The following is a 22,917-nucleotide window of genomic DNA, read 5'->3' on the forward strand; positions in this document are numbered from 1 at the left end:
ATATTTAATCTACCTGTTTATATTGGGATCGTTTTTTTAATTCGTCGGCAATATATATTTTCCACTTTGTTTGGGCATCAACATTTCTGGAATAATTGGTTTCAGAATCATACCTGTTTTGCATCTGTGAAAGTTCCTTATTAATTGTGTTCTGAATACTTTTTAATTGATTTCTAACACCATTGGATACTTTAACCTGATCTATTCGCTGTCTAAATTTACGAGCATGCAACTCTGTAATATCAAAATGTAACCGTTCATGATCTAACACATGAGAATCTGCTTGTTCTTTTTTATACCATGATTTTTGGGGGTAAAAATGCGCATGCACTTCAGAAGTAAAATTGACGACCTCATCATCTGATGTGCTTATCGAAAAGCCAAACGTAATACCCGATGCCGTTACGGCTACTGCGCGCTCATTTTTAGTAGGCGTACCTTTAAAATCTGACCAGGATAATTTATAAGATTCGTTCCAGGCTATAATGGGCTCCTCTTGTTGGATACAAAAAAAACAACATATAATAAAGAATAGTCTAATCACAAGGTTTATTAAAATTAAATTTATTGCCAGGAATTTTTATAAAACATTTATTTCTGTTAGACATTCAACAGATTGCCGCAGTCGTACCTCCCTGTCTGCCGACAGGCAGGCTTCGCAATGGCATAAGCAAAACTTATAACCTGTATTTATTGTTTTACCTCAACAATGGTTAAGTCGTCATACTTAACCAAATACACCGTATTGTTATAATAACCGCCAAAAAGCTTCTTTTTGTATGCGAATTTATTTTCTACATACTCTGTAAGCTGAGCCTCATTAACAGACAGATATAGATCTTCTGAAGATACTAAACGTAATACAACATCCATAGTTAAATCAAAACCTTTAACGGCCCTATTGTTAGGTGTCATATTATAAGTTTGTTTATATTTTTTAACAAAGGTGTTATTATCGTTTTCATTATAGGCTCTTGACATGGTTGCAAAATGAAATTGTAAATCTGATAAATGGGTGTTATCCACCGCATCATCCTCAAAAGCAGAATTGATATTGGTAGTAACCAACACAATCTCTATAGCTTCTTTTCTTTCTTGCCTATTCTCTTCTTGAATTAGTGATGCCAAAATACTTGTGACATTGGAAACAAATCCAGAATCATGAGTTTCTAAAAACACGATGTTTCTTCCTGGGTTTAATTTATCTTGAATATCATCTTTATTCACGAAATATTTATCGTCACCCTTTTTATCTTTTCTGGAAAGAATTTGCTTAGCGTAATTAAACTCGCGCTTAAGGTCATCTGAAACTTTTTTATTTTTAGTGTCAGAGATAATTATAATATTATTGGTCAAAGTATCAGCCCTTACAAAATTTACAATCTTCTTTTTTAATAGATCATTTGATGGTCTTGATTGGAATACATTATTGTACAACTTTAAGTTTGTTCCTATGGGAGATATAACCGGGATATTAAACTTCCCTAATTTCAAAGCAGCTTCTTCAAAATTACTAGGTGTTAATGGCCCAATAACGGCATCAACATTTTCAAAGTCATTTTTATCAATGATATCCTTAACCACACCTACTTCATTTCTAGTATCGTACACATTTACTTTAAGGGAAATCCCTAATGCTTTAAGAGAATCCAGTGCCATCAAAACACCTGAATGAAAATCTAGTGAGGCATTTAAATAAGGATCTTTTTCAATACTGTTCTTAGTATCGGATACAGAATCAAAATCCACACGGTTTAGCCTGAAGGGCAACATAATAGCTATGTGCTTTGTATTAAAATCGGTAATACTATCCACTAAATTAACCTTATGAGAATCCAATCCTATAATACCATCGGCTAAACTAGAATACGGTATTTTTAAGATCATTCCTGATTTTAATCCCCCTTCTTTTAAAGCGGGGTTTAAAGCTTCCAGTTCTGGCTGCTCTAAACCTAATTTAATCTTTAGTCTATAAAATCCTTCTTTTGGTAATACTTTATAATAGCTGTACCTCTCATCTACTACTTTTTCTTCTTCATCCCCTATATTTGGTACATTTAAGACCTGTCCTTCTTTTAATACCTCGCCCATTTCGGGGTTAAGATCTTCAAGTTCTTTAACGGTTATCCCAAATTTATAAGCAATGCGCCATTTACCTTCTTTGGGAAGTACTGTATAAGTTTTAGTAAGTTTGTTAACTTCTTCAACTTCTGTAACTTTAAATATTGGAATTTGAAGTTTGTCACCTTTACGTAAAGGTTCGGCATATAAAAACTTATTATGCTTTTTTATCTCTTCTACAGTGACATTATACTGTTGCGATAAACTATAAAGTGTTTGCTTTTTTTTAGTTCTATGCTTTTTAAAGCCTTCTAATTCTTTTATGATAGTTACCTTGGGAGTCTCCGATATCTTAGACTTAGGAATAATTAAAACGGAATTAACTCTTAATTCTGTTTTGGCATCCGGGTTTAAACTATAAATATCTGAAGGTGTTATTAAGTATTTCTTTGCTATACTTTCAATGGTTTCTCCTTGCTGAACTTTATGAGTGCTGTAATTTTGGGCTTGAGCAGTACCAAAACTAAATAATAGTACTAAGCATAAAACGAAAAAGAATTTATTCATGTAATCTGTTTTTAAATGGCGCTTAAGGGGTATTCCCGCAATTTTATTCAGGAAAACCATCCTCTCCTTTTTAAGGATACATATAGTATGCCAAAAAAAGAAAAATATGATGTATAACCTAAAAATACTTTTGAACTCACTTAGCTATATACGGTTATTTATAATAACTGGGATGATTTCAAAAAATAAATATAATTTATAATTATTATAACGTCTAATTTAAAATTTATTACTCCCACTCAATAGTGGCCGGTGGTTTTGAACTAATATCGTAAACTACCCTATTAACGCCTTTTACTTTATTTATTATATCATTTGATGTTTTTTGTAAAAATTCATAAGGTAAATTCACCCAATCGGCTGTCATACCATCCGTACTTTCTACCGCTCTAAGCGCTACACATTTTTCATAAGTGCGCTCATCTCCCATAACACCAACACTATTAACAGGAAGTAACATGGCACCTGCTTGCCAAACTTTATCATACAGATTCCATTCTTTTAAACCATTTATAAAAATAGCATCCACTTCTTGTAGAATACGTACTTTTTCTGCGGTTATATCTCCTAGAATACGAATCCCCAATCCTGGTCCAGGAAATGGATGGCGTCCTAAAAGTTCTGGATCAATTCCCAAAGTGGCTCCTACGCGTCTAACCTCATCCTTAAAAATAGCCCTTAACGGTTCTACTATTTTAAGTTTCATAAAATCCGGTAAGCCTCCAACATTATGATGGCTTTTAATAGTTGCAGAGGGACCTCCATTTGCTGAAACACTTTCGATAACATCGGGATAAATAGTACCTTGTGCCAACCATTTGACATCTTCCAGCTTATGTGCTTCATCATCAAAGACTTCAATAAATGCATTTCCTATAGCTTTACGTTTTTTCTCAGGGTCCTCTATACCTGCCAAAGCATCTAAAAAACGTTGTGAAGCGTCAACCCCCTTTACGTTGAGCCCCATCCCTTTATATTGATTTAAAACATTTTGGAATTCGTTTTTACGAAGCAAACCGTTGTTTACAAATATGCAATATAGATTTTCACCAATCGCTTTATTTAGCAAAACGGCTGCCACAGTAGAATCTACGCCTCCCGAAAGCCCTAGTACGACTTTACCATCTCCTACCTTTTCTTGAATGGCCTCAACGGTTTCTTCTACAAAAGAGTCTGGTGTCCAATCTTGATGAAGTCCAGCTATATGCACTAAAAAATTTTCTAATATTTGCTTTCCATCAGTTGAATGATATACTTCTGGGTGAAATTGAATACCATACGTTTGCTCGCCTTCAATTTTATATGCTGCATTTTTAACATCATGTGTACTCGCTATTAAAACACTACCTGTTGGTAATTCCTTAATCGTATCGCTATGACTCATCCAAACTTGACTCCCTTCACTAACATTTTCGAAAAAAGGCGCTTCTGTTTTTATGAACGACAAATGGGCCCGACCATATTCCCTGGTATTTGAAGGTGCCACTTCCCCACCCGAGAAATGTGCCAGATATTGTGCGCCATAGCAAACTCCTAAAAGAGGTTTTTTACCACGTATTTGAGATAAATCCGGATGTAATGCTTCCTTGCCTCTTACAGAATATGGGCTACCAGAAAGTATAACAGCTTTATAGCTTTCTATATTTGTTGGAATCTTATTAAATGGGTGTATTTCGGAATATATGTTGAGTTCCCTAACTCGACGGGCAATAAGTTGTGTGTATTGCGATCCGAAGTCTAAAATTAGTACCTTGTCATGTTGCATGCGCAAAAGTAATAATTGATTTTAGAATGACGAATATATGACTATCGATTTTTTTAATTTTTTATTTCATAGTATCTAAAATCATCTCAATATCTTTGCCTGTGGTATCCGGGTTAATAAAACAGAAACGCGAAACAGTCTCGTAAGTATCTCCTACCTTCCATTTAGTTGGAGTTACCAAAGCAAAACCTTTTTTATGATTTTCATAAGTCCAATGGGTATAATCTTCGGGCTTCCATCCTATTCTTCTATACAATACACAAGATAAACTTGGTTCTCGAACGAGTTCCACATGCGGACTTTCGGTAATCATCTTCCCGGCCATTTGAGCTAGTTCTATGCCGCGCTCTACAGCTTTTTTATATTGATCTGTTCCATGGGTCGCCAACGAAAACCATAAAGGCAGGCCTCTTACTCGACGCGTCAACTGTATTTGGTAATCGGTGGGATTAAAACCATGAGCGCCCTCATCCTTAAAAATATCGAGATAGGAGCCTTCCTGTGAATGTGCTTGTTTAGCCAATTCGGGGTTTTTATAAATAACCGCTCCACAATCATAAGGAGAAAACATCCATTTATGGGGATCTATGGTAATACTATCGGCTTTTTCGATCCCGTTAAACAAATGTCTAACAGAATCTGCGGCCAAAGCACCACCACCATAAGCCGCATCGACATGAAACCATAGGTTTTCTTTTTTACAAACATGGGCAATACCATCTAAATTATCAATAATACCAGCATTCGTTGTTCCTCCTGTTGCTACCACAGAAAATAACCGTTTACGTTGATGCTCGGTTAAACCATTAATAGTATGCTGCAATGCTTCTCCAAGCAGCCTCTCTTCAGAATCTACCAATAGCACATCCACATCAATAACCTTTGCCATGGCCTTAATTGAAGAATGGGCACCAACGGAGGTTATTATAAGTCCTTTTTCTCCTTTAAAAGCTTCATTTTTTCTCCAATGTTCCCGAGCGGTTACCATAGCCGAAAGGTTTGCTGCCGTACCACCACTTGTAAACACACCAAAGGCTCCTTCTGGTAAACCTGTTAATGAAACAATCCATTTCATGGCTTCATTTTCACAGAAAATACCACCAGCACCTTCCATCCAATAAGCACCATGAATACTGGAAGCAGATGTTACTAAATCGAACATAATGGAAGCTCTAGTTGGAGATGCAGGTACAAAAGCCAAATTTCTTGGATGGTCTACCGGTACCGTAGCCTTCATTAAATATTTCTTCCATAAATTAAAAGCATATTCGCCACCAACACCTTTATCAGTAATCGTTTCACCTACTAGTTCCTTAAGCTTGGCTTCAGTTTTAGGCTTTCCAATTTTACTTTGTGTAGCAGAAAGCCTATCTATGGCATACTTCATGACATCCATAGTCATTTCAACCAATTCAATATCAATTTTGTGCATCTGTTAAAGAGTTAGTATTAAGAATTCACTATTTAAAGGGTCAAGGTTTTTAATAAGATTAGGAATGAGTTGCTCGCCATATTCCAAATAAAGCTCAGAGAAATTGGTATGTCGTTCTTGTAAACTTTGTCCAGGGAATAATTGCTCTTGCAACTCGGTCATTCTGGAAACTTGATCTGCCAAGGTTTTTTTTTGGGCTTTAAGCAATCGTTGTTCCAAATTCCCTAAGCCTTTTAACTGTTTTGCCTCTTGGGCCTTCACTGCTCCTAAAAAAGATTTATCTGTTTGCTCTGCCAACTTGAACAAGGCCTTAAATTGTGCTTCTAGATGTTCTCTTTGAGGCGAAAAGTCTATATTTATGTTCGATATTTCCCTTACTTTCCTATTAATAAAAGCATCTCGCTTTAAAAAGATATCTTCATTGGAAATATTTAGTCTTTTTAATTTATCAGCTTGTTGCTTGGTCTTGATTAAAACAGAGTTACGTAACAGCAGTACAGGGAACGGAACATTTACTGTGTTAAAAAACTGCTTTAATTGAAACCAATAAGCTAATTCTCCACCCCCTCCAATATAACAGAGATTGGGCAGTATAACTTCTTGATACAACGGACGCATGATCACATTTGGCGAAAACCTTTCCGGCGCCTCATGAAGGTGCTTTAGTATCTCACTCTTGCTCCATGAGATATTGGTGTTGTTCACCTTGAATATATCATCTTCAAAAAGGATACGCTCCCTTAGGTTTTCTTTTAAATAGAACAAATTAATCTCTCGTGGGTTCACCTGGATACCATATGCTTTAGAAAGATCTTTGTTCGTTTCCAAAACAGAATTATAAGATTTTTGATATAATAATTCTTCTTCAATAAAAGGCACAAATCGCTTCTTTAAGCCAGCATCATTGGCATCAATAATAACTAAGCCATACGCCTTAAACAATATATTTGCAAGATATCGTGTAGCATCTGCTAAATTGGTATGGTTTAAGTAAGCACTCCTGAACAAGTCCCTTAAATAATTGGCATTTTCACTAACTCCCAACTCTTTTGAATATAAATTAAATACCGCTTCCAAACCTTCTAGCGACAGCTCTCCAACAGCACCTTGAGATGCCCTGTTCCATTGTACCTTCTTTCCTTTAAAATTGAAATAATTAATTTCATCAAAATCATGGTCTTCAGTTGCCATCCAATAAACGGGGACAAAATTATATGATGGATATGTTTCTTTTAATGCTTTTGAAAGATTGATCGTAGAAACTATTTTATATAAAAAATATAAAGGTCCGGTAAATAAATTGAGCTGATGCCCTGTTGTAATAGTGAATGTATTTTCCTGTTTTAAAGCGTCAATATTTTGACGTGTTAAACCTGATGTGTCTATAGCTTTATATTGCTGTTTTAAACGATCTACCAGAACAGCTCTGGACGGCTCATCAAAGGATAAACTTTTTTCTTTTATCTGACTTTTAAAATTTTCAAGATTAGGGAAATCGTGATAGAACGGTTTCAATTCTGATTTCTCTTCAAGATAATCACAGATTAGTGATGAAAAATAGCCTGTTTTTTTAAATGAGAGCCTCTCCGATGACATAGATAATGTTGAAAATTAAAAGTGTAAAGATACAGATATTCAATTTCGGAATTCTAAAAAATTCGTTAAGAGTTTGCTCTTAATCCTGACTATTTATGTGTCATTATAGCTTAAAAAGTATTGAACTTAATTAACCAATAACGTTAACTACGCGCTTTTAATGTTCCCATAACCTTAATAACCTTACAATAACCCTAAATTAATACAGTAATATTAATGACTTAACAAGTTTCGAATAGGTTAACTATAAATTTGGTATAAAATTAATAACCAAAAATATTCCTAATTAGATTATGAAAAAATCACTCAAATTTCTTTTATTATTTGTTATCTTAACTTCAACCAGTATATCCGTTATAAGCTGTGATATTGAAGACGGAAAAGATGGAAAAGACGGTGTGAACGGTGTCGATGGTACCGATGGAACAAATGGTACGAACGGTAGTGATGCCTCTATTTATTTAACGGCATCAAAATCACCTAACTTACTAAAAGTAACACCTGATTTTGTGGGCTTAAAAATTACACCAATCTTATCTTCAGAAGATGCTATCCCAAACACGCCCGACTTTGTATATGGTTCTATGGCCGATGGTGCTGGATTAATTAACAATGGCGATGAAACCTTTACCTTGATTAATAATATTGAAGCAGATTACTCTATTGCTCGTATTATGCTAAATAAAAACCTAAGACCTTACCACGGTGAATATATCTTAAATGCCACAGCTACTGCCGAGACAGCTCAATGCTCGGGGTCTTTGATCAGTCCTGAAGAGCACGGGTTTGGTCCTTTATACCTATCTGGTGGAGAATGGGGAGGTGCATCTAAAGGTGTATTTTTAACAGATCCAGCAAAAGATGCTGCCGATGCCAGTGCCGGAAAAATATTAACTGCGTTCGGACAGTGGTCTACCGAAAATGCTGTTGTGATAGGCAAAGATGCTTATGAAAACAAAACTGTTGCCTTTATTGGAGATGACCATTCCGATAACAGTGTGCCTTCTGGACAATTAGGTATGTACGTTGGAAATAGAGGCGATTTAGAAGGCGGTAAATTATATGGCCTAAAAGTAACTTCTGCTGGTATCGATTTTGAAGTAGATATGATTGAAGGTACGGAATACGAAGCTGAATTCGTTGAATTGACCGAAAGGGAAATCGGGGCTTTAGATGCTGAAGCAAAATCCAAAAGTATCATGGGTTTCTCTAGATTAGAGGATATCGATTGGAGAAGAGGTTCTGCCGCAAACCAAAGAGAAATTTATTTTGCTGTTACCGGTAGGGATAAACCAGACTTAGTTGGAAAAGGGAGTATACTAGGCAGGATTTACAAAGTTATATTAAACGATACAGATCCAACTGGAGCTTGTAAAATTACCTGTGTGCTAGATGGTGATAAAGTGGGCGGTAAAGCTGAAGGCTTCCACTCGCCCGATAATATCTTAGTCACCGAGAACTATGCTTATATACAAGAAGATCCAAACGGGTATTTAGATACTTCTGTTAACGGTTTTGCCAAATTATATCAGTATAACTTAAGTACCGGTACCCTGAAAACTGTTTTAGAATGTGACCAAAACAGAGCAGCAGATTTAGGCTATGGCACTATTAATAACAACTGGGAAATTACAGGTATGATAGATGTTACCGATGTTGTTAATAACGGAGATAACACATTCTTTTTAATAACCCAAAACCATGGTTGGGAGCCTGCTGATGGCACTTCGTTTACAGACCCGAAAGCCAATGCAGACCTTGCAAACAGTAAAGAAGGATCTATGCTGTACATAATCAAAGGTTTAGAAAGATAATCTTATGAACATATATTTGAATTTTATATTCAAAGCGAAGACATACACCATGGGTGTATGTCTTTTGCTTTTAAGCATTTCTTGTATTGATAAGGAAAAAAACAATACAGAAACACCCATTACAAAAACAGACAAACTAGAAAAGTTATATAGCAACCACCTTGTTATGGCCTATAAGTATATGGACAGTATTGACATTACAAACCATAATGAGATCAACAAGAAACACTATATAAATTCAAGAACATATTTTAAAAAGAGCGAACCTATACTAGCATACATAGAAAAAGAAAACTACAAGTCCCTAAATTCCCCAAACTTATTACGAATCCAGGAAGAAGACCCTACAGATATAAAAATAAACCAGCCCATAGGCTATCAAGTCATAGAAGAAAACTTGTTTTCTGAAACCATGGATACTTTGGTTTTATCCAGAGCCCTAAACGTAACCAGTGGGAGGTTAAAATTAATAGTAAATAATACAGACTTAAATTTTAAAGATTATCATGTATTATGGGTTGTCAGGGATGCTATCGTTAGGCTGGCAACCACAGGCTTATCTAATTTCGATTCCCCGGTATTGGGAACATCATTAAACGAATCCAGTTATGCTTTAGGCACACTGAACGATATTTTAGACATTTACCAAAGTAATTTTAAGGACAAAGATCTCTTTCTGAAATGGAAAACCACTTTAGTAAATTCCCAAAAAACACTAAATACGGATTTTGACAGCTTGGATAGATACGGATTTATTAAAAACCACACCAATAAACAATTAGAACTTTTAAAAGCTACCCAAGAGGATTGGAACGTGGAATTCCCTCTAGAATTTGCCTTAAAAAACAATGCGACCAGCTTATTTAGTAAAAATACCTTTAACTGGGAATACTTCTCAGATTATAAAAATGATACCATACATTTAAGTACAAAAATGGCGTTGGGCAAAAAACTATTTAATGACAAAAGGTTTTCTATAAAAAACAATATGTCTTGTGCGACTTGTCATATTAAGGAAAAAGCCTTTACGGATGGCAAAGTAACCTTTAATAAAAATTTAAAGAGAAACACGCCAGCCCTTACATATTCGGGTTTACAGAAAGCCTTCTTTTTAGATAACAGATCAGGTAGCTTAGAAGGACAAATAGTGGGAGTGGTTACTAATCATGATGAGTTTAACACAGACCTGCAGCATATTATCAAGACCGTAAAAAGTGATAAAAACTATTCAAAGGCATTCGATACATTATATTCAAGGGGAACGACCGATATGAATATCAGGCACTCCATAGCTTCGTACGTTAGATCGCTCAATGAGTTTAATTCAAAATTTGACAACAACATTAACGGCAAAGAAAATACGCTTACCCATGTAGAAAAAAGAGGTTTTAATTTATTTATGGGCAAAGCGGCTTGCGCTACCTGCCATTTTCCTCCATTATTCAATGGCACGGTACCTCCTTACTTTAACGAATCGGAACTCGAAATTATTGGTGTCCCTGAAACAAAAGAAAACAAAAAGCTAGATGATGACCTAGGCCGCTATGACCTTTTTAAAACAGAGGAACGAAAAGGCGCTTTTAAAACGCCCTCTATCCGAAATGCAGAACTTACGGGACCATACATGCACAATGGTGTTTATGAAACCCTAGAAGAAGTCATGGATTTTTATAACAAAGGTGGTGGCGCTGGATTAGGTTTCAATGTACCACATCAAACATTACCGTTTGATAACCTGGAGCTTTCTGAAGAAGAAACACAAGCTATTATAGCCTTTATGAAAACATTGACCGACGAAAATTTGCACAAGATATAACCAATACCATCTACACTTTTTAAATAAAGAATTTCTTGAGACCGTCCATCCCCTTGCCAATCACTTACCGTGTGCACACAAATTATTGTATAATAAAAAGATTTGGACACATTAGTGTCTTTCCTACCAGAAAGGGATGATAAAAAGGATAGTTCGTTTCAATAAATTCTTTATTTAGCTATTAAAAATAAAAGGGATATACTTTTTATATTGAAGTGGTTTAAACTACCCAGTCAAGCTGAGCACATGTTTTTTGATTGAAGCGAAAAATAGTGATTTTATTCCCAAATGAATGCTTTTTTGCACTGCATAGCATCGCTACGGAGTAATAAAAAGATAAAATATAGGGATAAAAGGACATTTTGCAGCCAATTATAAAAAGTTTAAACCACTTCTTTATATATTACTACTGTGCACTCCAATAACTGGTACGATTTACTCTAAATACAAAATGTTAAAAACCATTCGGCTGATTATTATTTATTTATTTTTTCGTACCTTTTAGGTTAAATCCTAACATCATGAAAAGAGCTATACCCCTAACATTAAGAATTTTTATTCTACTTTTAGTCTTTAGCTTTTCTACAGTAATAGCACAAGATAAGCAATTCGCAAAAGAGATTAAAGGAGAGGTTATTGACCAAAAAACCAAAGATGCTTTGGTTTTTGCAGACATCGTTATTGCTGATTCCAATATTAGCACGGTAACTAACACCGACGGTGAATTTCTATTAAAAATACCCCAAGACTTATTAAATGGTACTTTAGTTGTTTCCCATTTAGGCTACGAGAAAAAAGAAATTAAAATCTCAACCTTAGAAAACAGATTAAAAATAGCACTAACACCTGCAGTTACCGAATTAACTGCTGTTGAAATTGACACATACAAAGATGCTAAATCCCTTTTAGAAGCCACACTAAAAAATAGAAGCTCGTTATACAATAATAGCAATACATTAATGACCGCTTTTTATAGGGAAACCATCAAAAAGAGAAGAAGAAATGCATCGCTATCTGAAGCTATTGTACAAATACATAAACGTCCTTACAGCAGTGACAAAAGAGACGCTATAGAGCTTATTAAGGCAAGAAAAAAAACAGATTATACAAAACTTGACACCCTTGCCGTAAAACTACAAGGGGGGCCTTTTAGTAACTTGTATACCGATATTATTAAATATCCAGAATACATTTTCACAAGTGAAGATATCGCTCTTTATGATTTTAGCTTTGATCCATCTACCCGAATAAATGAAAATTTGGTTTATGTTATTAATTTTAAACAAAAACCAAATGTTACCACGCCCCTATTTTATGGTAAACTTTATATTGATGCCGAAACGTTGGCTCTCACAAATGCTGTTTATAGCTTAAATGTTGAGAACAAAAAGCTAACCAGCCAAATGTATGTCCGCAAAAAACCAGGGTCTGTTACCGTCTATCCAACCCAAGCTACTTATAGGGTTAATTATAGGACTAAAAATGGTAAATGGCAGTATGCCTATAGTAATATCTCATTGACTTTTAAAGTTAATTGGAAAAGAAAATTATTTAATAATGTTTATACACTAAATAGTGAAATGGCCATTACCGATTGGAGGGTTAAAGACATAGTTACCAAAAAACCCCGAAATAAAATGATCCGTCCAACGACCATTTTAGCCGATGCGACCTCTGGCTTTTCCGATCCAAAATTCTGGGGCCTGTACAACATTATAGAACCCGAAAAATCTATAGAATCTGCTATAAAGAAAATACAAAAACAATTAAAAAAAGCTAAAGAAAATCGGGATAAAGCAAAAAAGGCATAATGTGGATCGGTAGCCCCCAAGATAGCTTCACCTGAAAGTCTTATAAAATTTACCCTCTCGGCTAAAGCTGGGAGTTTTTTTAGCCATTAGTAATGAAATAAATAACATCTAAAGACATTATAACCATCGTATATATGTTTTTAACCTATTTCACAGATGAAAAACTTAACCTACAGAATCATCAAGAGCACCTTTATTATAGCGCTTATTTTTACTTTCACCAATTGTTCCAAAGAGAATAACGATACCATAAATGCCATCCATAATCCTCTTGAAAACCCTGAAAATGGTCCTGCGGCCGGAAATCCAGAAGGAAATTCACCCATTCCTATTGAGGCAAGTTTAGAAGATGTTTCTAATCCTGATGTTATTATTGGCGACGGAACTCCAGAAAGTTGCACTTGCGAAGCTGTTATAGATGCCGTAGCCCAAGGCGGGAAAATAGTATTCAATTGTGGTCCAAACCCACATACCATTATTATGGATAGACCTGCCAAAGTGTTTAATAATGCCAATCCCAATATTGTTATTGATGGTGGTGGATTAATTACCTTAAGTGGTGGTGGAAACACCCGTATTTTATATATGAATACCTGTGATTCCGATCAAGTATGGACCACAGACCATTGTCAGAACCAAGACCATCCAAAACTTACGGTACAAAATATCACTTTTGCCGACGGCAACTCTACTTCCGAAACCGAGTATACTGGCGGTGGTGCTATATGGATTCGAGGCGGGCGGTTTAAAGTTATAAATTCACGTTTTTTTAATAATTTTTGTGAAAGTAACGGGCCCGATGTTGGCGGGGCTGCTATTCGTGTTTTTAGTCAATACAACAATCAACCTGTCTATGTTGTAAATACTACTTTTGGAGGAGCAGACGGTTATGGGAACGTAGGATCTAATGGTGGTGGTATAAGTAGTATTGGTGTGTCCTGGACCATTATAAACAGTCTTTTTTCTCATAACAAGGCTATTGGTCATGGCGGAAACCCTGCAGAATCGGGCACGCCTGGTGGGGGCAGCGGAGGGGCTATTTATAATGATGGGAACACCATGACCTTAAAAGTATTGGGGACACGTATGGAAGAAAACGAGGTCAACGCCTTTGGTGCTTCTATTTTCTTTGTTAGTAATGACCATTCAGGAAACATTATTATAGATAACTCCATAATAAAAAATAACATGGGCGGCTCTTGGTATCCTGCTTACCCCAGTATTTCCATGCATGACGATACACCGATAACAGTAACGAATTCGACTATAGAATAAGGGGATTAGGAATTAGGTGTGAGGTATTCAGTGTTCAATTTCGATTTCGATTTCGGTACCCAGACATTAGGTATGAGGCATTCAATTTCAATTTCGACTTCAATTTCAGCATTCAAAATTCATTTGCGCCTTAGCGTCTTAGCGAGATAAGAACATCTGGTATTCAATTTCGATTTCGATTTCAACTTCGGTACCAGGCATTAGGGATTAGGGATGAGGCATTCAATTTCGACTTCAACTTCAATTTCAGCATCCAGTGATTAAGGATTAGGTATTAGAACAACGTTTTTTGCCCTGCTTCATCAGCATCATTATCATGGGATGATTTCATATCATTTGAGTTTGAAGTTTCTGTTCCATCACTTGCAGTGTTATTTGCGTTAACTTCTGTTTCATCAACGACTTCTAAATCATCTGCATGTATTTCTTCAGGGGCCTCATAAGGTAACGGATCTAACAAATTAACTTGATTAACCTTATCCTTTGTTAACTGATTTCCTAAAGCGTTAATACCCTTAATCGCAATAAATTCCTCTAGGTTTATTTCTAGGTTGTCTTTTCTGTCTTTGCCTCTTTCTTTAGCAAATACAACTTCTGCCACAGGTATCCAATCTGTAGATACAATTTCTAATTGTGAATTTGGGTGTTCTGAAATAAATGATTCTTCCCGCCCTTCGTTTTCGATTAAAAATCGTTTTACATAATAAATTTCTTTTTCTCCATTGAAATAAATTGCAGAAATAGGTTTTTTAGGAATCCATTTTTCCATAACTATCATATCGTCATCAAAATGCATAGTGACTTCTGGCGTAACCGTTTTAACTATTCCCGATTGATTGATAATAAGCAATTTATCTTCACCTCTAAATTCTCCAATCAGCTCACCTCTACCATCTACATTGAGACGTCGAACCGTATCATCAAACCAGATCTTACGTGGCTTTAATGTAGAAACGCCTTTTTCTTTTAGCTCTACGCGTTTTATAGAATATTTTGTCACTAAATTTCCTTTGGAGACCCTGCCTTTAATAAGTATATCTGCAAAATCAATATCCCATTTTAATTTCTTGATACTACCTGCTTGCCTTAATAAAATAGTAATAACTTCTGCTTCTCCATTCGGATTTGCCGAGAAGTAAAGCGTTGTAGATCCTTTGTTCCCATTTGTTAAATCATACTCCTTATCTCTTGTTATACCAGTAACAGCAAACCTTTTTATATAGGACGGTCCATTTTTACCATCACGATAAATCATGTTATAAATAGTACGTTTGTCCTTTTTCTTAAATACAGCTACATGTATAATATTCTTACCGATAAAGGTTTTTGAGTCTACCTTGGTAACCATCATCTTCCCTTCCTTGGTAAATACTATAATATCATCTATATCACTACAATCTCCCACATATTCATCACGACGAAGTGATGTACCTATAAAGCCTTCCTCCCTATTTACATAAAGCTTCGTGTTTCGTATAACCACTTTAGTAGCATCAACATCATCAAACGCACGAATTTCGGTTTTGCGCTCTCTTCCTTCTCCATAATCTTTCTTCAATCTTGTAAAATATGCAATCGCATAATCAATAAGATGTTCTAAATGATGCTTTATTTCTGCTATCTGTTCTTCTAAAGCTTCAATTTTTTGCTGTGCCTTATCAATATCAAATTTTGAGATACGTTTAATTCGTATCTCGGTCAATCTTGTAATATCATCTTCAGTCACAGCTCGTTTTAAATGCTTTATATGCGGTTGCAATCCTTTATCAATAGCACCTATAACACCTTCCCAGGTTTCTTCTTCTTCAATATCACGATAAATTCTATTTTCAATAAAAATACGTTCTAAACTAGCAAAATGCCACTGTTCTTCAAACTCTCCTAATTTAATCTCAAGTTCACTTTTAAGAAGTTGCACCGTATTATCTGTGGAACGGCGTAGCATTTCAGAAACCCCTATGAATAAAGGCTTATTATCTTCAATAACACAACCTAGAGGTGAAATAGACGATTCGCAACTAGTAAATGCATATAACGCATCAATGGTTTTATCTGGAGATAATCCCGAAGGCAAATGCACTAAAATTTCCACTTCTGCCGCTGTGTTATCTTCTATCTTCTTAACCTTTATCTTCCCTTTGTCATTTGCTTTTAAAATAGAATCTATAAGTGATGATGTGGTCGTTCCATATGGAATTTCAGAGATAACAAGTGTATTTTTATCTAACTGTGAAATTTTGGCCCGCACTCTTACTTTACCCCCACGTAAACCTTCATTATAATTAGAAAAATCAGCAATTCCTGCCGTTGGAAAATCTGGTAGTATCGTAAACCGTTTCCCTTGCAAATGCTTAATAGAAGCCTCTATAAGTTCAATGAAATTGTGCGGTAATATTTTTGTTGATAGCCCTACTGCAATACCCTCACCTCCTTGAGCCAAAAGTAAAGGGAACATAACCGGCAAGTTAACAGGCTCTTTACGCCTGCCATCGTAACTAGCTTGCCATTCGGTTATTTTAGGGTTATATACAACATCCAACCCAAATTTAGAAATACGGGCTTCTATATAACGTGATGCAGCAGCACGATCTCCTGTTAAAATATTCCCCCAGTTTCCTTGGGTATCTATTAATAAATCTTTCTGACCAATCTGTACCATGGCATCTGCAATACTCGCATCACCATGCGGATGGTATTGCATGGTATGACCAACAATATTGGCTACTTTATTGTAACGTCCATCATCTAAATCTTTCATAGAATGCATGATACGGCGTTGTACTGGCTTAAAACCATCTTCTATGGCTGGTACGGCACGTTCTAAAATAACATAAGAGGCATAATCCAAAAACCAATCTTTATACATACCCGTAACTCGGGTAATAGTTTCTTGGGGCTCTTCTTGTTCGTTTATTAAATTGTCATTTGGGTCTTCGTCTTGGGTCATGCTTTTACCGTTCCTGCGGAAGCAGGAACCTATTTTAGTTTTTCTTGATTATATAGTTATTTAATCTCTTCTTCAATTAAATCCATTTCAACCTTTAAGTTATCAATGATAAACTCCTGTCGTGTTGGCGTATTTTTACCCATATAAAAGGATAGCAATTCCTCTACAGACATATTATCATCTAGCATAATGGGGTCTAACCGAATATCATCACCTATAAAGTGTTTAAATTCATCTGGTGAAATCTCACCTAATCCTTTAAATCGCGTTATTTCTGGTTTTGGTTTTAATTTCTCAATGGCATTTTTACGCTCATCTTCTGAATAGCAATAAATGGTTTCCTTTTTATTTCTCACACGAAACAAAGGTGTCTGCAAGATATACAAATGTCCTTCTTTGATGACTTCGGGGAAAAATTGAAGAAAAAATGTAATTAACAATAGTCGTATATGCATGCCGTCTACATCGGCATCCGTTGCAATAACGACATTATTATAACGTAAATCCTCTAAGGATTCTTCTATATTTAAAGCTGCTTGTAATAGATTAAACTCTTCATTTTCGTAAACAATTTTCTTGCTTAATCCATAACAGTTTAAAGGTTTTCCTTTTAAGCTAAAAACGGCCTGAGTATTAACATCTCGAGATTTTGTAATACTTCCAGAGGCCGAATCCCCCTCTGTAATAAAAAGGGTCGTTTCTAAATTACGTTCGTTTTTAGTATCACCAAAATGCACCCTGCAATCTCGTAATTTCTTATTATGGAGACTAGCCTTTTTAGCACGATCTTTGGCTAGTTTTCGGATACCTGAAAGTTCCTTTCGTTCTCTTTCCGCCTGCAATATTTTACGCTGAATGGCTTCGGCTGTTTTCTGGTTTTTATGTAGAAAATTATCTAATTGTGTTTTTACAAAATCATTTATATAGGTTCTAACGGTAGGTAAATCACCACCCATATCCGTAGACCCTAATTTTGTTTTAGTCTGGCTTTCAAAAACAGGCTCCATCACCTTAATGGCTATGGCACTAACTACAGATTTCCTAACATCGGATGCATCATAATTTTTACCATAAAATTCACGTATGGTTTTTACCAATGCTTCTCTATATGCATTTAAATGTGTGCCACCTTGAGTGGTATTTTGTCCATTAACAAACGAATGATACTCTTCGCTATATTGTGTTTTACTATGTGTGAGTGCCACCTCTATATCGTCGCCCCTTAAATGGATAATAGGATATAGCCTATCCGACTCATTGATATTTTCACTTAATAAATCCTTTAACCCGTTTTCACTATAGTACTTTTCTCCATTAAAAACAATGGTCAATCCCGGATTTAAATACACATAGTTTTTAAGCATCTTAACGATGTACTCATTTCTAAATTTATAGTTTTTGAAAATAAGATCATCTGGAATAAAAGACACCTTGGTTCCTTTTCTTCTCGTTGTCGTATCTAACGATTCCTCGTTAGTTAGATTTCCTTTTTCAAATTCCGCGGAAGCAGATTTATTATCGCGCGTTGATTCTACTCTAAAATATGACGAAAGGGCATTTACCGCTTTGGTACCGACCCCATTTAATCCTACAGATTTTTTGAAAGCTTTAGAATCATACTTTCCTCCCGTGTTCATTTTAGAAACCACATCAACAACTTTTCCCAAAGGAATGCCTCGGCCATAATCACGAACCGTCACTTTAGTTCCCTGAATAGATATTTCAATAGTTTTTCCAGCCCCCATGACATACTCGTCAATAGAGTTATCCAAAACCTCCTTTAACAGGATATAAATACCATCATCTGGAGAGGATCCATCACCTAGTTTACCAATATACATCCCAGGACGCATGCGAATATGTTCCTTCCAGTCTAGTGAACGTATATTATCTTCGGTATAATTGGATTGTGCAGACATAGAATTGAGCAAAATTTTATGATAGATCGCTAATATAAGACAACGCTACAAAAAATAAAACCTCCATTACACAAAGTAATTAACAATATAAAATTGTTTTTGTTGAGAACCTTATTCTTTGGTTTTAGGCTTCTTTAAAGATACTAATAGAATGCCTATTATAACAGCTAGAGCGCCAAAAAGTTGTAAAAATGTCAGGCTTTCATTTAAGAAAATAGCAGCCAAAACAATGGTGGAAATAGGTCCGACTCCTGCAATAATCGCAAAATTCGACGAACTGATCATTTTAATAGAAGCTGACACTAAAAATGAAGGAATCACCGTAGCAAAAATGGCAATTAAAAATCCAAGAAAATAAACTTCCCATGAAAAGCCGAACAAATCAATTTCACTTATAATACTATAATGAACAAACACGCAAATACATGAAACAATCATGGCATAGGCTGTAAATTTCATCACACCAAATTTAGGAATCAACCAACCACTACCAACCAAATATGAAGCATATGTTATGGCGCTGAGTAAAATAAAAAAACCTCCAATATAAGTATCACTTCCAGAAATAGCGACTTCATCCCAAAAAGCAATTACGATCCCCAAATAGGTTAAGGCAATAGCACCTCCTTGAATTTTGTTTATGGGCTGTTTTAAAAAGAACCTATTTAAAAGCAGTACGATAGTAGGGTACAAAAACAAAATGATACGCTCTAAACTTGCTTTTATATAAGTAAGCCCTACAAAATCAAAATAACTCGCCAAATAATACCCCACAAACCCAAAGAAAACAACCCAGGCATAATCTTTGTTTTTTATGGCAACCGCCCTATTTTGTTTCCGATATAAATAAGCAACAATGATGTAAAAAGGAAAAGAAAACAGCATTCTAAGTAGTAAAATACTAATAGTATCCACTTTATATTGATAAGCTAATTTTACCATAACCGCTTTCGAGGAAAACAGTACAATCCCCAGAATTCCTAAAAAAATACCATAAATAAACGTTTTTGTTGCTTGCATAAAACGAATATATAGGAAGCTTATTTAAATGGTATTTGCTTTACTAAAAAAATACGATGCCCATACTAAACTTAAAGTAGACCTCATCATTAATCATTATTGTTTTTTATATATTGCAGTATCAAATAAATCACAGTGAACCCAAACAAATGAAAAAACTATTTTTCCTTCTTATTACTTTCTATGCATTTACAGCCTGTCAATCAAAATATAAAGATATTCCAGACACGTATCATACCCTTTTAGATACTGCTCTTATAAAAGCCGGTTCAAATACGCCACAAATTTTAAAAGCATTAACAGAGGCTCCTAAAAACCAAAAAGAAGGTATGGCATTTCTTATAAGCTATATGCCAACAAGGGATTTAACGACGCTATCTGCTTCTTTTCTTTTAGAAAATGCGACATATGCTTATAAAGCAAGAGAAAAATACCCCTGGTGCAAAGCCTTGCCAGATACTATTTTTTTTAATGAAGTCCTCCCTTATACAAATGTAGCCGAAACCCGAGACCCTTGGCGAAAAGATTTTTATGAACGCTTTTCTAAGTATGTGGAAGATAAAAAAAGTTTAAAGGCTGCCATTTTTGCTATCGCCAACCCCATTAAAGACGAAGTCAAGGTTGAATATAATGTAAAACGCTCTAAAATGGATTCCAGTCCAAAAGAAGCTATGGCAGAAAATATGGCAACATGTACGGGCTTGTCCATTATATTAACAGATGCCTTTCGCTCGGTAGGAATCCCATCAAGATTGGCAGGTACCCCGATGTGGACCAACATGAAAGGAAATCATACCTGGTCTGAGGTCTATATAGATAACGAATGGAAATTCATAGAATATTACCCTGAAGGTCTTAATAAATCATGGTTTTTGGCCGATGCCGGAAAAGCAGACATCAACAACCCATTACATTGGATCTATGCCGTATCATATAAACCAACCGACCAATACTATTATGCAGGAAGAGCTGTAAAGCATTTGATAAATAAAATGGACCTGAACGACATGCCGCCTCAAATGCGCAGACATTATGAAAACCCAAAAGAACGAGACAGCATTAAGGAAGGACCTTATATTTATGGCGTTAATGTCACCCAGCGCTATATAGATTTATATGAAAAATCCTTGGAAAACAAAAAACTCGAAGAAGATGAGCTCATGGCTAAATTTATAATATTTAAGGATCAAGACATGACAAAAAGCGATTCGAGATTAGACTGTCGTGTTGATATTTTTATGGAAGATAAAAAAATAGATTTTGGGTATGCGCCAAGCACTACAGACGATATGAACAAATTTTTAAAATTAAAGTTAAAAAAGCACACCGATTATACCGTAAAGGTTAGCAATACAAAAAACAATGTGGACCACTCTTTTTCCATATCAACAGGTGATGCCCCTTCTCAAGAGTTTAAATTAATATTATAGATTTCTTGTTTTTAAGAGGTTGTGTATCATTCAGTAATCAGTATTCAGTGTTCAGTTGGCAGTCCATAATTAATCTAATCCCTCATACCTCATGCCTGGTACCGAAATTGAAGTCGAAATTGAATCCCTAATCCCTATTACCTATTACCTATTACCTAAAATCATACATTAAACAAAAAATGCATCACATCCCCATCTTTAACGACATAGTTCTTACCTTCAACACGCATTTTTCCTGCTTCTTTTACTTTTGCTTCACTACCGTAAGACACATAGTCTTCATAGCCAATAACCTCAGCACGGATAAAGCCTTTTTCAAAATCGGTATGTATAACGCCCGCTGCTTGTGGTGCACTGGCCCCTATATCAATAGTCCAGGCACGTACTTCTTTGACTCCAGCAGTAAAATAGGTTTGTTGATTTAACAGTTTATATGCCGAACGAATTAATTTAGCAGAACCTGGTTCTTCTAATCCAATATCCTGTAAAAACATTTGACGCTCTTCATAATCATCCAATTCATTAATATCGGCTTCTGTACCAACCGCTAATACTAAAACCTCGGCATTTTCATCTTTAACGACTTCTTTTACTTTTTCAACATAAGCGTTACCAGAAACTGCCGCACTTTCATCCACATTACAAACATACATAACAGGTTTATCGGTAATAAACTGGGATGGTTTCACAAAATCGGCATAATCATCTTCGCTAAATTCTAAAGCCCGAACCGATGTTCCTGCCTCTAAACCAGCCTTTATAGCCAACAATACGGCCTCTTCTTTTTGTGCATCCTTATTTCCTGTTTTTGCAGCACGCTTAACCTTATCAAGCTTTTTATCGACAGTTTCCAAATCTTTAAGCTGTAACTCCATATCGATAGTTTCTTTATCCCGTATGGGGTCTACATGGCCGTCAACATGCACGATATTGTCATTATCAAAACAACGCAATACATGTAGAATCGCATCAGTTTCCCTAATATTTGCCAAAAACTGATTCCCTAAACCTTCGCCCTTACTGGCCCCTTTAACCAATCCGGCAATATCCACAATCTCAACCGTTGCAGGTTGTACGCGTTCTGGGGCAACCAACTTCTCTAATTTTTCCAATCTTTGGTCCGGTACATTAACCACTCCAATATTAGGCTCTATAGTACAAAAGGGAAAGTTAGCACTTTGCGCTTTGGCATTAGATAAACAATTAAATAAAGTTGACTTTCCTACATTAGGTAATCCTACAATTCCTGCTTTCATTGAAAATTTATTTTTTATTCCCGTAAACCTGCCTGCCGGCAGGAACGGAAACCTATTTTTGCGAGTGCAAAGATATATTATATTAATAGTATTTTATAATTTGAAATGGTTTAAACTTTCTTGAAAGGAGCAAAAAATAATGATTTTATATCAATTTGGGTTGCAGAGCATCGCTATGACGTAATAAACTTACCAAATGTAAAGATGA

The 22,917-nt window shown here is 35.5% G+C and carries 14 protein-coding genes; 5 read left to right on the top strand and 9 right to left on the bottom strand.

Annotation, left to right across the window (positions count from 1 at the left end):
- Positions 1-4 precede the first annotated feature (4 nt).
- The 5 genes from PQO00_RS15245 to bshC all read right to left on the bottom strand — a co-directional run bounded on the left by PQO00_RS15245 (position 5) and on the right by bshC (position 7,421).
- Positions 5-544: a DUF922 domain-containing protein gene (locus PQO00_RS15245; protein ID WP_274185717.1), complete on the bottom strand. Its 540-nt coding sequence runs from the start codon at positions 542-544 to the stop codon at positions 5-7.
- A gap of 146 nt (positions 545-690) precedes the next feature.
- Positions 691-2,628, bottom strand: coding sequence for a LysM peptidoglycan-binding domain-containing protein (locus tag PQO00_RS15250; RefSeq protein WP_274185718.1), 1,938 nt, complete (start codon positions 2,626-2,628; stop codon positions 691-693).
- 229 nt (positions 2,629-2,857) lie between these two features.
- Positions 2,858-4,393: a glutamine-hydrolyzing GMP synthase gene (gene guaA / locus PQO00_RS15255; RefSeq protein WP_274185719.1), complete on the bottom strand. Its 1,536-nt coding sequence runs from the start codon at positions 4,391-4,393 to the stop codon at positions 2,858-2,860.
- 61 nt (positions 4,394-4,454) lie between these two features.
- Positions 4,455-5,825 (bottom strand): aminotransferase class V-fold PLP-dependent enzyme, encoded by a 1,371-nt coding sequence (locus PQO00_RS15260; RefSeq protein ID WP_274185720.1) that lies wholly within the window; start codon positions 5,823-5,825, stop codon positions 4,455-4,457.
- A 3-nt stretch (positions 5,826-5,828) separates the two neighbouring features.
- Positions 5,829-7,421 carry a bacillithiol biosynthesis cysteine-adding enzyme BshC gene (gene bshC, locus PQO00_RS15265; protein ID WP_274185721.1) on the bottom strand — a complete coding sequence of 531 codons (1,593 nt, stop codon included), beginning with the start codon at positions 7,419-7,421 and terminating at the stop codon, positions 5,829-5,831.
- A 293-nt stretch (positions 7,422-7,714) separates the two neighbouring features.
- On the opposite strand from bshC, the gene PQO00_RS15270 reads away from it, so the two are divergent.
- The 4 genes from PQO00_RS15270 to PQO00_RS15285 all read left to right on the top strand — a co-directional run bounded on the left by PQO00_RS15270 (position 7,715) and on the right by PQO00_RS15285 (position 14,137).
- Complete coding sequence (locus PQO00_RS15270; protein ID WP_274185722.1) at positions 7,715-9,235, top strand: phosphatase; 1,521 nt, start codon at positions 7,715-7,717, stop codon at positions 9,233-9,235.
- Between the two features lie 4 nt (positions 9,236-9,239).
- On the top strand, positions 9,240-11,051 hold the full coding sequence (locus tag PQO00_RS15275) for a cytochrome-c peroxidase (protein ID WP_274185723.1): 1,812 nt from the start codon (positions 9,240-9,242) through the stop codon (positions 11,049-11,051).
- Positions 11,052-11,572: 521 nt separating this feature from the next.
- A complete protein-coding gene (locus tag PQO00_RS15280) occupies positions 11,573-12,862 on the top strand; it encodes a carboxypeptidase-like regulatory domain-containing protein (RefSeq protein WP_274185724.1) in 1,290 nt (429 codons plus the stop codon).
- 156 nt (positions 12,863-13,018) lie between these two features.
- On the top strand, positions 13,019-14,137 hold the full coding sequence (locus PQO00_RS15285; RefSeq protein WP_274185725.1) for a hypothetical protein: 1,119 nt from the start codon (positions 13,019-13,021) through the stop codon (positions 14,135-14,137).
- A gap of 274 nt (positions 14,138-14,411) precedes the next feature.
- On the opposite strand, the gene PQO00_RS15290 is transcribed toward PQO00_RS15285, so the two are convergent.
- The 3 genes from PQO00_RS15290 to PQO00_RS15300 all read right to left on the bottom strand — a co-directional run bounded on the left by PQO00_RS15290 (position 14,412) and on the right by PQO00_RS15300 (position 20,023).
- Positions 14,412-17,084 (bottom strand): DNA gyrase/topoisomerase IV subunit A, encoded by a 2,673-nt coding sequence (locus PQO00_RS15290; protein WP_274185726.1) that lies wholly within the window; start codon positions 17,082-17,084, stop codon positions 14,412-14,414.
- Positions 17,085-17,140: 56 nt separating this feature from the next.
- Positions 17,141-19,003: a DNA topoisomerase IV subunit B gene (locus tag PQO00_RS15295; protein WP_274185727.1), complete on the bottom strand. Its 1,863-nt coding sequence runs from the start codon at positions 19,001-19,003 to the stop codon at positions 17,141-17,143.
- 111 nt (positions 19,004-19,114) lie between these two features.
- Positions 19,115-20,023, bottom strand: coding sequence for a DMT family transporter (locus tag PQO00_RS15300; protein WP_274185728.1), 909 nt, complete (start codon positions 20,021-20,023; stop codon positions 19,115-19,117).
- A gap of 149 nt (positions 20,024-20,172) precedes the next feature.
- Here PQO00_RS15300 and PQO00_RS15305 point away from each other — a divergent pair, with 149 nt between their 5' ends.
- A complete protein-coding gene (locus PQO00_RS15305; protein ID WP_274185729.1) occupies positions 20,173-21,453 on the top strand; it encodes a transglutaminase-like domain-containing protein in 1,281 nt (426 codons plus the stop codon).
- Between the two features lie 161 nt (positions 21,454-21,614).
- On the opposite strand, the gene ychF is transcribed toward PQO00_RS15305, so the two are convergent.
- Positions 21,615-22,709, bottom strand: coding sequence for a redox-regulated ATPase YchF (gene ychF / locus PQO00_RS15310; RefSeq protein WP_274185730.1), 1,095 nt, complete (start codon positions 22,707-22,709; stop codon positions 21,615-21,617).
- Positions 22,710-22,917: the final 208 nt, after the last annotated feature.

Source organism: Flavivirga sp. 57AJ16, assembly GCF_028736925.1.
Classification (GTDB): domain Bacteria; phylum Bacteroidota; class Bacteroidia; order Flavobacteriales; family Flavobacteriaceae; genus Flavivirga.

Coding starts and splice junctions, on each gene's coding strand:
- ychF (WP_274185730.1), bottom strand. CDS start 22,709: ATGAAAGCAGGAATTGTAGGATTACCTAATGTAGGAAAGTCAACTTTA.
- guaA (WP_274185719.1), bottom strand. CDS start 4,393: ATGCAACATGACAAGGTACTAATTTTAGACTTCGGATCGCAATACACA.
- PQO00_RS15260 (WP_274185720.1), bottom strand. CDS start 5,825: ATGCACAAAATTGATATTGAATTGGTTGAAATGACTATGGATGTCATG.
- PQO00_RS15285 (WP_274185725.1), top strand. CDS start 13,019: ATGAAAAACTTAACCTACAGAATCATCAAGAGCACCTTTATTATAGCG.
- PQO00_RS15280 (WP_274185724.1), top strand. CDS start 11,573: ATGAAAAGAGCTATACCCCTAACATTAAGAATTTTTATTCTACTTTTA.
- PQO00_RS15300 (WP_274185728.1), bottom strand. CDS start 20,023: ATGCAAGCAACAAAAACGTTTATTTATGGTATTTTTTTAGGAATTCTG.
- PQO00_RS15250 (WP_274185718.1), bottom strand. CDS start 2,628: ATGAATAAATTCTTTTTCGTTTTATGCTTAGTACTATTATTTAGTTTT.
- PQO00_RS15295 (WP_274185727.1), bottom strand. CDS start 19,003: ATGTCTGCACAATCCAATTATACCGAAGATAATATACGTTCACTAGAC.
- bshC (WP_274185721.1), bottom strand. CDS start 7,421: ATGTCATCGGAGAGGCTCTCATTTAAAAAAACAGGCTATTTTTCATCA.
- PQO00_RS15270 (WP_274185722.1), top strand. CDS start 7,715: ATGAAAAAATCACTCAAATTTCTTTTATTATTTGTTATCTTAACTTCA.
- PQO00_RS15275 (WP_274185723.1), top strand. CDS start 9,240: ATGAACATATATTTGAATTTTATATTCAAAGCGAAGACATACACCATG.
- PQO00_RS15290 (WP_274185726.1), bottom strand. CDS start 17,084: ATGACCCAAGACGAAGACCCAAATGACAATTTAATAAACGAACAAGAA.
- PQO00_RS15305 (WP_274185729.1), top strand. CDS start 20,173: ATGAAAAAACTATTTTTCCTTCTTATTACTTTCTATGCATTTACAGCC.